A 14,314-nucleotide genomic window follows, 5' to 3' on the forward strand; every position below is an offset into this window, starting at 1 on the left:
AATGGGATTTAATGAATTTATAAGCAAGCTGTTCGGAAATAAAGCCACCCGTGATATGAAAGAAATTCAGCCGTGGGTAGAAAAAATAAAGCAGGCTTATCCGGAAATAGAGAAACTTAGCAATGACGAACTGCGTGCAAAGACAGAAGAATTAAAGAAGTATATTAAAGATTCTGCTGCCGAGGAAACAAAAAAAATAGAAGAACTGAAAGCTACCATTGAGTCGACCGACTTGGAACAGCGCGAAGGTATCTTCTCTCAGATAGACAAGTTAGAGAAAGACGTGCTCGACAAATATGAGAAAGCGCTGAACGACGTATTGCCGGTAGCCTTCTCGATTGTGAAAGATACGGCACGCCGTTTCTCGCAAAATGAAACCATTGAAGTAACGGCAACCGATTTCGACCGTGAACTGGCGGCTCAGGGAAAAGACTTCGTAAGCATAGAAGGCGATAAAGCCATCTGGAAAAACCACTGGAAAGCAGGCGGAAACGATACGGTATGGAACATGGTGCATTACGATGTGCAGTTGTTCGGTGGTGTGGTTCTGCATCAGGGGAAAATCGCAGAAATGGCAACCGGTGAAGGTAAGACATTGGTGGCTACGCTTCCCGTATTCCTGAATGCCCTGACCGGAAACGGTGTGCATGTGGTAACCGTCAACGATTACTTGGCGAAACGTGACTCGGAATGGATGGGACCGCTTTATATGTTCCACGGTTTGCGTGTGGATTGTATTGACAAGCATCAGCCTAACTCGGAAGCACGCCGTCAGGCATACATGGCTGATATTACCTTTGGTACTAACAACGAATTCGGCTTCGATTACCTGCGTGACAATATGGCAGTCAGCCCGCGCGATTTGGTACAGCGCAAGCATAACTACGCCATAGTCGATGAGGTGGACTCGGTGTTGATTGACGATGCCCGTACTCCGCTGATTATTTCAGGTCCCGTACCTAAAGGCGACCAGCAACTGTTTGAAGTGTTGCGTCCGCTGGTAGAACGCTTGGTTGAGGCTCAGCACCGTTTGGCAACACAATATCTTGCCGATGCAAAACGCCTGATTGCTTCTGATAAGAAAGAAGACGTGGAAGCCGGTTTCTTGGCATTGTTCCGCAGCCACAAGGCATTGCCTAAAAACAAACCCCTTATCAAGTTCCTTAGCGAACCGGGTATTAAGGCGGGTATGCTCAAGACTGAAGAAATCTACATGGAGCAGAACAACAAGCGTATGCCCGAAGCCGTAGAACCGCTTTTCTTTGTTATCGATGAAAAACTGAAGAGCGTGGAACTTACCGATAAGGGTATCGACTTGATTACCGGTAATTCGCAAGACCCGACGCTGTTTGTGCTGCCCGATATTACTGCTCAACTCTCTGAACTGGAAAACCGTAAGGATTTGAGCGAAGAAGAACGTTTGGCTAAGAAAGACGAACTGCTGACTAACTACGCCATCAAGTCGGAACGTGTGCATACGATTAACCAGCTGCTGAAGGCATATACCATGTTCGAAAAAGATACCGATTATGTGGTGATGGACGGACAGGTTAAGATTGTCGACGAGCAGACGGGCCGTATCATGGACGGACGCCGCTGGAGCGACGGATTGCATCAGGCAGTGGAAGCAAAAGAAGGCGTGAAGGTAGAAGCTGCTACACAAACGTTTGCTACGATTACCCTTCAGAACTACTTCCGTATGTATCATAAGTTGTCTGGTATGACCGGTACGGCAGAAACGGAAGCCGGAGAGTTCTGGGACATTTATAAACTCGATGTGGTGGTTATCCCGACTAACCGTCCGATAGCCCGTATCGACATGAACGACCGTGTCTACAAAACCAAACGCGAAAAATATAAAGCTGTAATCGAGGAAATCGAAAAGATGGTACAGGCAGGCCGTCCGGTACTGGTTGGTACTACTTCGGTCGAAATCTCCGAAATGTTGAGTAAGATGCTTACCCTGCGTAAGATTCCGCATAACGTATTGAATGCGAAACTCCACCAGAAAGAAGCCGAAATCGTAGCAAAAGCAGGTCAGAGCAGTACGGTGACTATCGCTACCAACATGGCGGGTCGTGGTACGGATATCAAGCTGAGCCCTGAAGTAAAAGCTGCCGGAGGTTTGGCAATTATCGGTACGGAACGTCACGAGTCGCGCCGTGTCGACCGCCAGTTGCGTGGTCGTGCCGGACGTCAGGGCGACCCCGGTTCATCTGTGTTCTTCGTATCACTGGAAGACGATTTGATGCGTCTGTTCTCTTCCGACCGCATTGCCAGCGTGATGGATAAGCTCGGATTCAAAGAAGGAGAGATGATTGAACATAAGATGATATCCAACTCCATCGAACGTGCACAGAAGAAGGTGGAAGAAAACAACTTCGGTATCCGTAAACGTTTGTTGGAATACGATGACGTGATGAACAAACAGCGTACGGTTATTTATACCAAACGCCGTCACGCACTGATGGGTGAGCGTATCGGCATGGATATCGTGGAAATGATATGGAACCGTTGTGCCAACGCTCTTGAGCAACCTACCTATGAGGATGCCCAGCGCGAAATCTTCCATACGCTCGCAATGGAAACACCGTTCACCGAAGAAGAATTCCATTCGGCTAAGAAAGACGATTTGGCAGAAAAAACATTCCAAGAAGCAATGGCGCTGTTTAAGCGTAAAACCGAACGCATGGCGCAGATAGCTAATCCGGTTATCAAACAGGTGTACGAAACGCAAGGAAACTTGTACGAAAACATCATGATACCGATTACCGATGGCAAGCGTATGTATAACATCTCTGTCAACCTGAAGGCTGCATACGAAACCGAATCGAAAGAAATCGTTAAGGCGTTCGAAAAAGCAATCTTGCTTCATACTATCGACGACGCTTGGAAAGAAAACCTGCGCGAGTTAGATGAACTGAAACATTCTGTTCAGAACGCTAGCTACGAACAGAAAGACCCGCTGTTGATATTCAAGTTAGAGTCTGTCAACCTGTTCCGTAACATGGTAGACAAGATTAACAACAATACCGTTTCTGTATTGATGCGCGGACAAATACCGGTGCAAGAACCTCGTCAGGTGCGTGAGGCTGCTCCCGAACAGCCCGCTCCCCGCCAGCAGTACAAGGAAGAAAAGCAAGATTTGAACGACCCGAATCAGCAGGCGGCCGCACAGCAAGATACGCGCGAAAAACAGAAACAGGAACCGATTCGTTCTGAAAAAACCGTTGGACGTAACGATCCTTGTCCTTGCGGCAGCGGACTGAAGTATAAAAACTGTCACGGTAAGAACGCATAAACAGGCTCTTAAACTTAGAAACAGTTTCAGAACACTTTCCTGAAATCATTATTGATTTTAGCTGATATAGGAGGATGGACAACAAACCGCTCGGTGTCCATCCTCTTTTTTTATGGCGGTTTGTTCCGAAAAAAAACGCTACGGGTAGTGTTGACCGGTTCATACGGATAAACCTCCCTGTTCTATTCGTAAGACACAGCAGTCCTATGGGTAGCGTTTTTCAGGCTTGCATGACCGAGTTAAATGTAACGAAAACAGGCATTTGTGTAACCGATTTATATTTAAATTTGTTTTTTCAGAGGCAGTTCTCAATTTTTAACGTATTCTTTTCGTGGAAAATCGTATTTTTGTCTCTCTATCTTATAATAAAGAAGCATGATTATGAAGAAGCATATTTTCCCGCTGTTACTGTTAGCAGCGACCAGCGTTTTTACAGCTTGTGGCTCTATGCAGAGTTTTACTTTTGATCAGCTTTATCCGGCAGACATCACTTATCCGGATCAGGTGAAAAACGTAGCTGTAGTCAACAATATGGCAGAAATCCCTACCCCTAAAGACGATTTGCTGACCATTGGCTTGCTGGAGGGCGACGGAAAAGTGGCAGCCGAAACTTTGGCAGAAGCGCTGGCGGATAGCCGTTATTTTAATCAGGTGATAATTTGCGATTCGGCTCTGCGGGCAAAAGACGAGCTTCCGTCCGATTATTCCACACTCACGCAAGCCGAGGTAGAATCACTTGCTTCGTCGTTAGGAGCAGATATGATTTTTTCGGTGGAACGTGTGTTGTTGCAGACCAACAGACGCGAAGTCTTTTATCCCGAATTGCCGATGCCTTTCGAGGCTGTGGAACTGAAAACCACTCCGTTGATAAAAATTTACATCCCTTCGCGTAGTAAACCGATGGCTGTGGTAAGTAAAACCGACAGTCTGTACTGGGACATCACGCCCGATTTGTCGGACAAGCGAATTGTAACCGACGGGACGATGGACGCCATGACAACGTTAGTGCCTTATCTGATTCCTCACTGGGGACAGGTTACACGCCTGTATTACACGGGAGGCAGCGTTGAAATGCGTGATGCCGTAATCTGTTTGCGTGAGAACGACTGGAAAGAAGCACGCAGACTGTGGCAACAGCTTTATGATAATCGGAAGAAAGGAAGCGCGAAGATGAAAGCCGCGTTCAATATCGCCCTGTCGTTCGAAATGGAAGGCGATATAGACCAAGCCATCGAGTGGTTAGGCAAAGCAAAACAACTGGTAGGTTCTGGCTCGGAAGATAGGCAGGTTATAGCTTATTATGAAGAAGCATTACAAAAGAAAAAACTCGATTTGCCCAAATTAAACTTGCAGATGGGGCGTTTTTAAGACTTCTCCGGTAAGAGAAAGGCTATTCGTCTTTTTTCTGCCTGCGCTGCACAAAAAAGAACAATATCGTTTGCATGACTGAATTTTTTTGTACATTTGAGGTATAAATAATGAATGCCTATGAAAATTAGCGAACAGTCGCACGCGGCGATAGCTTCTTGTGTAAAAGAAGCCGTGGCAAGATATGGTGCGAAAGAGGAAAATTCAACGATTACCGACATCCACTTGCAACCCAAACAAGAAACGGGCGAGTTAGTTATTTTTAATGACGATGATGAAGAACTGGCACGTACAATTATTGACGAATGGGTGGACGATGACAGTAATGATTTTTACACCGAAGTAGAAGGATTGTTACATTCTGAACTTACGGCATTAAAAGAAGAGGGGATTTTTGATAATCTCAATCTGTTAAAGCCATACTCTTTTGTATTGGTCGACGACGAAAAAGAGACGGTTGCCGACTTGCTGCTTATCGACGATGAGGATACCTTGTTATTAAGCGGAGAGTTGCTGAAAGGCTTAGACGAAGAACTCGATGCCTTTCTGAAAGATTTATTGGAAAAATAATACCGCTTATATGGCATGATGTAAGCGATTGTAAACACCGAAGAAGGAGAGTATATGGGAGAGCGAATCACATTCCGGCGAAATAATCATCTGGCTACGGTGAATCCCCGTTGGCGAGGAAACCCGGTGGCTAATGGTAAATTTTTTAACCGGCAGCACCGTTGGCGGCCGGGGATGGGAAGTGTGCTTAAGTGGCGTCTCTCTCCTAATCCGCAGCGCAAAGAAAAACGCACGATAAAATGGAATCCGAAAGTAAACTTCTTGCGTTCGCTTGACGGAGTGGTAGGCAATTCGCTAATCTGGTTGGGGCATAACTCTTTTTTCCTCCAGTTGGGTGGCAAGCGGTTTATGATTGACCCGGTGTACGGAAACATTCCTTTTGTCAAGCGCAGAAGTATGCTGCCGGCCAATCCTTCGATTTTTCAGCATATCGATTACTTGCTTATCAGTCATGACCATTTCGACCATCTTGACAAACCGAGCGTAGCGCGTTTGGTTGCCGATAATCCGCAGATGAAACTGTTTTGCGGATTAGGCACGGGCGAACTGATACAAAGCTGGTTCCCTCAACTGAAAACAATCGAAGCGGCATGGTATCAGCAATATCAGAACGACGGAGTAACGTTGACATTTTTGCCGGCGCAACATTGGAGCAAGCGCGGCGTAAGCGATGGCGGCGAACGTTTATGGGGAGCCTTTATGATTCAGGCAGACGGCATAACCATCTACAATAGCGGAGACACAGGTTATGCCCGCCATTTTCAGGAACTTCCGGAGTTATTTCCCCATATTGATTATTGCATGATAGGTATCGGTGCCTATAAGCCCCGGTGGTTTATGAAACCCAATCATATTTCGCCTTACGATGCATTGACGGCTTCCTCCGAGATGAATGCGTACATCACGATACCGATGCATTACGGGACGTTTGACTTGTCGGACGAGCCTTTGTTCGACCCACCTCATGTGTTTGCCGCCGAAGCCAAACGCCGCGATATGTCTGTGCTGTTGCCCGAATTGGGGGAAATCGTAAAACTGAAACCCCAGCGATAGGGGAGTATCAGATTAAAATACGCAGGCTGTCGGCCACGACAGTGTGCGGATACGCTTCCAACTCTTCGCGTGTGGTAGCTCCGTGAAGAATACCGGCAAAATCAGTACCTCCCGCCTGTGCCGTTTCCGCATCCACGGTACTGTCACCAATGTATAATGTCTCTTCTTTCGAACATCCCAACCGCTGCATGGCAAAGATCAACCCTTCGGGCGAAGGCTTGGCAGCTTTCACATCCTCCCCACCTACGATAATGTCGAAAAAGTCAGTCGGAAAATGTTTGCTTAACAACTCCATGATGCGGTAACGGAATTTGGTAGAAATAATACCTATCTTAGCTCCGCGTTTCTTCAAGCCGTTCAGCACCTCTGCAGTTTCCGGAAACAGGAACGTATTTGCCGTCATATACACATCCGCTTCTTTCACATACTCCTTTTTATATGCCGCAAGCGTATCGGTATCCGTAACCCCCGTCAGGATAGAAAAAGAATTTTCAAGTGTCTTTCCGATAGTCCGTTTTATCTCATTGTCGGTTACTTGCGAATAGTGGTGGCGTTCCAACACACGACGAAAACACATCACAATTCCCCGTGAGGAGTCAGCCAGCGTGTAATCGAAATCGAATAAATAAGCGTTGTAATGTTTCATTTATCATTATTTTTAGCCCCGCAAAGGTACGCTAATTTTTTAAAGAATATCTATTCCATTGAATGGATATTCTTTAAAATGCACGAAAATCAATAAGAAGTTAAGGGCTTAAGAATATGTAAAGACAAATATAAAAAGGAAATTGCAAAATAGAAGCGGAAGCTGGGGAACTCGAACCTTTCAGCTTCAACTCTGTATATCAATTAGTTTTACACTTGTCAAGACTTCTTTCTGTAGCATTTTTGTAGCAAAACTGCCAAATCTCTAATGAACCCTTGTTGACAACCTCCGTCATCACTAATTCATGGTTCAAAGATAATCTTTTTCGAACTAAACGCCAAATGATTGATAATAAATATTTTCCAAGGCTCTCTGCTACACTTTTAGTGCAAGGTGCAAGCCCCTTAATATATAAGGAGGCTTGCACCTTGCACTAAGTGGGCTTTGACCCATGTAATGCAATATAAAACAATATTTCCTATTTCATAGTAGGATATGTTATTGTATTTTGTTAACTTTGCGAAACTTACATAAGAGAATAACGGCGATTTAACGGGATTTTCCGGAATTTCGTCTTTATATATAACATATACGTTCGCCGAACGTCCCAAAGCGAAAACTGGCACTTTTCAAAATGAGGGGATATTCAGCGCAGGATATGCTATGCTTTGTCATAGCGTGGTCTTGCCTGTTTCCTCATTTGGGTATGCCAGTACCTCGCTTTGAAGCAGTGTGAGAACCACGCTTCTTTTTTGGATACTGGCGAACAGTAAAAACGAATTGTTTAACTGTTTAATTCCAAATAACATGAAACAGATTAAAGCACACATAGCCGTATCTCTTGACGGATTCATAGCTACATCAGACAATGAATTAGAATGGCTTCCCAATGATATAAAAGCAACTCTTTTTAAGCAGTATATCATAGCTGATGCTTTAATTATGGGAGCTAATACCTACCACTATATATTTGAGCATTGGGGAGGATGGCCATACAAAGACAAGCAAACTTTTGTGGTTTCACATCATAATACTAACGTAACACCAAATTGTGGAGTAAAATTCTTAACAAACGGACTACTAGATGAGATTTATAAATTGAAGCATAAAACAGATTTGTTAGTAGTTGGCGGAGGCAGCTTAATAACGACTTTAATAAAAGCTAAGCTAATAAATTGCATTACAATCTATACAGTACCTAAACTATTAGGAAATGGTATAAAACTTTTTCCTGAAACACCTAATTGGGACTTAAAACTAATGGATAGTAAGATTTTAAATGATGGTACAATTTGTTCAACTTACGTTTTTTAAAACGTACACTTTAACTTTTTTCCAATCAATCTACCTTTAAAATAGAACATATTAATACAAATGTTTGATTAGTATAAAAAATGGCTATAACACTTTGATATCGCTATAAGAGCTGTTGAAATATAAATTTGGCAAGATTGGACAATCTAATTTATATAATAATACCATATATTTGTGTATTATATTGTTAGCGATGAAAAGTTGTACTGAAAACATATATAAACAAAAAATCAACCAAGTTATTGATTATATAAATTATAATTTACATCAGCCATTACAATTAAATGTAATAGCTGATAAAGTAAATATGTCTAAACGACAACTACTACGTGTAATGGCTTTAGCTCTTGATGAACCTCTATATACGTATGTTGCACGGTTACGAATGGAGCGCGCTGTCATGTATATGCAAACAGAAGAAATTCATTTACAAAAGCTAGCAACAATGGTCGGTTATGATAATGCCCAATCATTTTCAAAAGCTTTTAAGAAACAATTTAAGATATCCCCCAAAGCATATATTAATAAATTAAGATTACAATTAAATGAGCCAATAATTGAAGATAATAAATTTGACTTATCTTCTCAAATATACGATTTTGAAGGATTAGACTTAGTTTATATTCGAATATGCGGTAAATATGGGGAAGAAGAAACGTATAAAAATGCATGGGAAAAGCTAATACATTTCCTTTACAGCAACAATCTACTAACATCAAATACCCGCTTTATTGGAATTAGTTTTGATAATCCTAATATTACAAGTAATAATCAATGTCGATATTATGCTTGTGCATCTATAAAAGAAAAAATATATCCAACAAAAGATTTTGGCACTATACATCTACCCTCTGGTAAATATGCCATTTATACATTAAATGGATTTTATTCAAATTTAGGTGATTTCCATAACCACATACAACGAAATAAAAATTATACTTTAAGGTTTGGAATAATGTTTGATGAATATTTGAATTGTCTAAATCAAGTATCACCTGATGAGTTAATTACAAAAGTTTATATACCAATTAAATAGAATTTATATGTTAGAAAAGTACGAATGGAAAAAAGAAGAAAAAAACTACTATCATCCAAGTAGCAGTCCACAAATAACAACTATTCCTGCGTTTAAATTTTTCGAATTATCAGGACAGGGTAATCCTAATGATGATTTTTTTAAAGATTATATTCAATGTTTGTATTCATTGTCTTATGCAGCCAAAATGCGTTGGAAAAAAGAAAACAAATTGGATTATAGTGTTTATCCATTAGAAGGTATATGGACACTAAAGACGTCTGATTCAATAGGCAAGAATGTTATTGACAAAAATGAGCTTATGTTTACATTAATGATTAGACAGCCTGATTTTATTTCTAATGAATATGCTCATGAGATTATTGAACAAGTTAAAATAAAAAAATCATATCCTTTATTAGAAAAAGTAAGATTTAGCACAATCGAAGAAGGATTATGCGTACAAATACTGCACACAGGAAGCTATGATACAGAATCTGAATCTTTTGAAAAAATGGATTCTTTGATATCATTACATAATTTATCGAGAATAAATTCTATTCATCGTGAAATTTATTTATCAGATGCCCGTAAAACCCAAAAAGATAAATTAAAAACCATTTTACGTTACCAAATCGGTTAAAAGAGATGATAAGATTGTATTTAAAACATGAACGAGTTGATTGATAATATCTTAGCTGAATTAGATGTTGATATTACAAATATCAACATCTATGGCTATGATATTATAGAGTTTTCTCTTTCAATGGTACACCGTTTACAGAAGGCATTAAATGATTTAAGGATCAAATTACAAACTCATAAATTCTCTACTAAAGAAGAAGAAATATTCTTTTTCAAAAATCAGAAACCAGAATTATTAAGTCGATTACTATATTTTCACAAAATATATTGTATTGAAGTACAATGTCCAACAGGCGGTAATGATGTTATAAAGTTATATATCAATAAAGAACTGGACAACTTGACCTATTTCTTCAATCGTAACTTGGACTTCTATCAATATTATCGTTCACATTCAACAATCTATGACGAGTATTATTTTTTACGTGGTAATACAGATCTCCGCCTTTATACAGATAGTACACTGTTAGATAAGGATCCTAATTTTTCAACAGGGTACGACTATAAAGTAGCGAAAATACTCGCCAATGAAATGCTACGTATTTATCTTAACAAAAAACTGCAGAAGCTCGAAAACGAAAGCTATATAGAAAAACAGTACCAAAGCATCAGCACTAAAATACCTATTCGTTTCACAGGAAAAAAAGCAGCATTAATAGAACTTGGCTATGCATTAGTTTCTTCCGGAGATATAAACCACGGAAATATTGAAATAAAAGAGTTCATGAATTATCTTAGCACCATGTTCAATATAGATCTAGGAGGTTACTATGATGCTTATATTGCAATGAAAGAACGCAAAGATCGTACCTCCTATTTAAATAAACTGATAGAAAATCTTTCTAAAAGAATGGATGAGGATGATAGAAGATAAGACCTCATAGATTTCGTATGATAAAATACCGTGTTTATACCAACATGGTATTTTTTTATTTGTATTTACTGTACATAGAATTACTCCACTTTATAAGCCAAAATAAAAGAAATAAGCCTTTATTTTATTTTTACCATGATGGTATAAACCATGACTTTTTATCATGCACATATTCCGACTTTTGCGAAAACAATTAGTCTGCAATATGGATACAACAATATTTAAGATACATGCAAAAACTGAATTGAGTTTATACCCTACTATACTCACATCTTCATTGGATATTATATTGATTAACGACATCATTATGCATATGATGAATTATTTGTTGCAAACGATGCAGGCATTTGCATATAGTGAAACATAACCTATTGGATGTAATTCCTAAATTTACATTATATGAAAACGATAAGTCAGAAACTTAGGAAATTAAGGGATGCAAAGGGTTATTCACAAGAGTATGTCGCTGAAAATATGGGAGTTTCACCATCTACAGTATCCAGAATTGAAACAGACTGTAGTTCAGCAAGAGTAGAGCAATTACAGGCATACTGCGATATTTTAGACATCACTCTTGGTGAGCTGTTTGCATGTGATGCAAGTGAATCCAAACAAAGGAAGATTTCACTTAGTATTTCTCTTAATGTAGATTCCAAAGAAGACTTGAACAGAGTTTATGAAGCATTTAAAATATTAGGTCACCAATAATAGTAAAGTATGGAAGTAATTACCATTGATAGTGAAGCTTTTCAAAGTCTGAAAGAGCAGCTGAACCGTATTGAGAGTTATATCGAGCGTTCAACTACCCTAAGTAAAGAGATTGATGATGCCCTGGAACTGAGTTCAAAAGATGTGATGGAAGCACTTGCCATATCTGAGTCCACGCTATACAGATGGAGAAAGAAAGGCATAATCAGATACAGATATGCTGAATCCGGCGACGTGCGATATTTCTATAATTCGCTTTTTGTGGGAATTAAATGTTATCAGATTAAAGTGCCGGCAATGCCAAAGGAAGAAGCTTTAAGAAGGCTTAGCGAATTCAAGGACAATATAATTCTAAACAGTTACATGAGTAAAGACAGACGAAATGATAAACAAGGAAGAAATACTGGACCGTACTAACCGGGGGCTTGATGTTTTCAAATATTATCTTCGGATAGATTTCCGACCTGGGAAGAACTTCAAGAATCCGTTATATGATGATAAAAACGCCTCATGTAACATCTACTTTGACAGACATTCACGCACCTTCAAAATGAAGGACTTTGGTGACGAAAGTTATTCCGGAGATTGTTTCTGGTTCGTTGCCACAATAAAAGGCTGGAATGTCAAATCAGACTTTTCCAATATAGTCAGTCTTATAAACTCGGACTTGAATCTTAATCTTGCACCAAGTACAACAGGAACATACACCACCACTACAGCAAAAACGACAACAGTATCCAAAGAGGATATTTCCTTAAATATAGCAGTAGAAAAGAATACAAGTTCTTTCAAAGTCGAATCAAAACAATTCACATCTACCGAACTTGGATATTGGCAAAAATATGGCATAAAACTCTCCACTTTAAAGCTTTATCATGTAACATCAGTAAAATCGTATGAAAGCATAAACAGGAATAATGAGCCATTCAAAATAGAATCATCAGATTTAGATCCCATTTTTGCCTATAACGGAAATGGATATGTAAAACTTTATAGGCCATTGAATAACAAAATGCGTTTTCTGTATGGTGGTGAAATGCCTGAAGTGTATTGTTTCGGACTGGAACAACTCCCAAATAAAGGAGATATTGTTTTCATAACAGGCGGAGAAAAAGATGTGATGTCACTCTATTCAAAAGGATTTTTTGCTGTATGCTTCAACAGTGAAACAGCATCTATTCCAACAACCATGATAGAAATGCTTGAAAGGAAATTCAGACACATCATCATTTTATACGATTCTGATGAGACCGGTAAAAGGGAATCACTACGCCATTATAATGCCTTATCAGACCACAATGTCATACGTCTGGAGCTGCCATTGTCAGGAAGCAAAAAGGAAAAGGATATATCGGATTTCTTTGCCCTTGGTAAAAGTGCATCAGATTTACGGGAACTTATCACAAATTCATTGGAAAAACTATATTCTCATACACTCATGTTACTCAAATCATGCGAAATGGACTATAACAATCCACCTGAAATTTCTAAAACTGTTGTATCGGTCAATGATGTACCATTAGGAACATACGACAATCTGTTTTGTATAACCGGAGGTGAAGGTACTGGTAAAAGCAACTTTATTTCAGCCATTATAGCCGGAACATTGATAGATGAAACAACCGATCCTTCTGTTGATACATTAGGATTGGATATTTGCCCAAACTATAATCAAAAAGCAATACTTCATTATGACACAGAACAATCAGAGTATCAGCTTTACAAGAATCTTTCAAAGACTTTAAAACGAGTCTGTATTGATTTTGTTCCGGAAACATATCACACATTTTATCTGGCATCCATGTCCAGAAAAGAAAGGCTACAGATTATAAGGGATAGTATGGACCTGTATTATCATCGTCAAGGAGGAATACACCTTGTCGTTATAGACGGAATAGCAGACTTAATCCGCTCTGCAAATGATGAAACAGAAAGTATAGCCATTGTTGACGAACTATACAGACTTGCAGGCATATACAAAACATGTATAATATGTGTTCTGCATTTCGTACCCAATGGCATCAAACTTAGAGGCCATATCGGTTCAGAACTGCAAAGAAAAGCTGCAGCTATCCTCTCCATTGAGAAAGATGAAAATCCGGCATACTCAGTTGTAAAAGCTATCAAAGTAAGGGATGGCAGCCCTCTTGATGTTCCCATGTTACTCTTTACCTGGGACAAAACAAAGGATATGCACGTCTATGCCGGAGAAAAATCCATTGAAGATAAGGAAAAGCGAAAACGTACAGAACTCTCCAATATTACCAAAGAGATATTCAAGTCACGAAAAAAGGTATCTTACAATAACTTGACAGAATTAATAATGGACATGCTTGACGTAAAAGAACGTACAGCCAAAAGCTATATCCGATACATGAAAGAAAACGAAATGTTGTTGCAAGATTCCAGTAACTATTATATAATCGGGAATATCAGCCTATGAATAATGATGAAGAAATGGATGTATGGATAAAAGAAATCCTTACTCGCCTTAAAGCCATAGAAACTACATTGAGCAATCTGGAGAAGAGCCAACTGCTGGTTGGTCCGGATACTCTTCTCGATGTAGTAGATGTTTCCAAAATAGTCAAGATTGCTCCCAAGTCCGTTTACCGCTGGGCTTACGAAAGAAAAGTAACCTCGGTAAAGATTGGTGGCAGACGATTGTTTTATGCAAAAGACGTTCTTGCACATCAAAAGGAAAGACGATAAGAATATAAGTATTAACGTTTTGCGAAATACGATAATAATTGTAATTTTGCAAACGCTAATAATATCTTCATACAGTTATTTATTAGAATGTTACAACTTTAAAAACAG

13 protein-coding genes are annotated in these 14,314 nt (G+C 39.6%); 12 read left to right on the top strand and 1 reads right to left on the bottom strand.

Features of this window, described 5'->3' with window-relative positions; genetic code table 11:
• Position 1 precedes the first annotated feature (1 nt).
• From secA to M3085_RS03540, 4 genes are all read left to right on the top strand, one after another.
• The gene (secA, locus tag M3085_RS03525) at positions 2-3,301 is read left to right on the top strand and encodes a preprotein translocase subunit SecA (protein ID WP_178256819.1); all 3,300 of its coding nucleotides are present in this window, start codon (positions 2-4) and stop codon (positions 3,299-3,301) included.
• 381 nt (positions 3,302-3,682) lie between these two features.
• Positions 3,683-4,669 (top strand): DUF6340 family protein, encoded by a 987-nt coding sequence (locus M3085_RS03530; protein ID WP_249052291.1) that lies wholly within the window; start codon positions 3,683-3,685, stop codon positions 4,667-4,669.
• A 120-nt stretch (positions 4,670-4,789) separates the two neighbouring features.
• Positions 4,790-5,239: a hypothetical protein gene (locus tag M3085_RS03535; RefSeq protein ID WP_178256821.1), complete on the top strand. Its 450-nt coding sequence runs from the start codon at positions 4,790-4,792 to the stop codon at positions 5,237-5,239.
• A 54-nt stretch (positions 5,240-5,293) separates the two neighbouring features.
• Positions 5,294-6,292: an MBL fold metallo-hydrolase gene (locus M3085_RS03540; RefSeq protein ID WP_178256822.1), complete on the top strand. Its 999-nt coding sequence runs from the start codon at positions 5,294-5,296 to the stop codon at positions 6,290-6,292.
• Positions 6,293-6,299: 7 nt separating this feature from the next.
• On the opposite strand, the gene M3085_RS03545 is transcribed toward M3085_RS03540, so the two are convergent.
• Positions 6,300-6,938, bottom strand: a complete 639-nt coding sequence (locus tag M3085_RS03545) for an HAD family hydrolase (RefSeq protein ID WP_191709643.1) — start codon at positions 6,936-6,938, stop codon at positions 6,300-6,302.
• Between the two features lie 807 nt (positions 6,939-7,745).
• On the opposite strand from M3085_RS03545, the gene M3085_RS03550 reads away from it, so the two are divergent.
• The 8 genes from M3085_RS03550 (at position 7,746) to M3085_RS03585 (ending at position 14,206) form a co-directional block, all read left to right on the top strand.
• Positions 7,746-8,252, top strand: a complete 507-nt coding sequence (locus tag M3085_RS03550; RefSeq protein WP_249052292.1) for a dihydrofolate reductase family protein — start codon at positions 7,746-7,748, stop codon at positions 8,250-8,252.
• A 193-nt stretch (positions 8,253-8,445) separates the two neighbouring features.
• Complete coding sequence (locus tag M3085_RS03555; protein ID WP_249052293.1) at positions 8,446-9,288, top strand: GyrI-like domain-containing protein; 843 nt, start codon at positions 8,446-8,448, stop codon at positions 9,286-9,288.
• A 7-nt stretch (positions 9,289-9,295) separates the two neighbouring features.
• Positions 9,296-9,910 (top strand): GyrI-like domain-containing protein, encoded by a 615-nt coding sequence (locus M3085_RS03560; protein ID WP_249052294.1) that lies wholly within the window; start codon positions 9,296-9,298, stop codon positions 9,908-9,910.
• Between the two features lie 27 nt (positions 9,911-9,937).
• Complete coding sequence (locus M3085_RS03565; protein ID WP_249052295.1) at positions 9,938-10,786, top strand: RteC domain-containing protein; 849 nt, start codon at positions 9,938-9,940, stop codon at positions 10,784-10,786.
• A gap of 399 nt (positions 10,787-11,185) precedes the next feature.
• Complete coding sequence (locus M3085_RS03570) at positions 11,186-11,494, top strand: helix-turn-helix domain-containing protein (protein ID WP_249052296.1); 309 nt, start codon at positions 11,186-11,188, stop codon at positions 11,492-11,494.
• Between the two features lie 9 nt (positions 11,495-11,503).
• Positions 11,504-11,911 (top strand): helix-turn-helix transcriptional regulator, encoded by a 408-nt coding sequence (locus M3085_RS03575; protein ID WP_025019711.1) that lies wholly within the window; start codon positions 11,504-11,506, stop codon positions 11,909-11,911.
• On the top strand, positions 11,877-13,937 hold the full coding sequence (locus tag M3085_RS03580; protein ID WP_249052297.1) for a bifunctional DNA primase/helicase: 2,061 nt from the start codon (positions 11,877-11,879) through the stop codon (positions 13,935-13,937). The genes M3085_RS03575 and M3085_RS03580 overlap by 35 nt, the downstream gene beginning before the upstream one ends.
• A complete protein-coding gene (locus tag M3085_RS03585; protein ID WP_117674015.1) occupies positions 13,934-14,206 on the top strand; it encodes a helix-turn-helix domain-containing protein in 273 nt (90 codons plus the stop codon). The genes M3085_RS03580 and M3085_RS03585 overlap by 4 nt, the downstream gene beginning before the upstream one ends.
• Positions 14,207-14,314: the final 108 nt, after the last annotated feature.

The sequence above is a fragment of the Bacteroides caecicola genome (assembly GCF_023337095.1).
Lineage (GTDB): Bacteria > Bacteroidota > Bacteroidia > Bacteroidales > Bacteroidaceae > Phocaeicola > Phocaeicola gallinarum.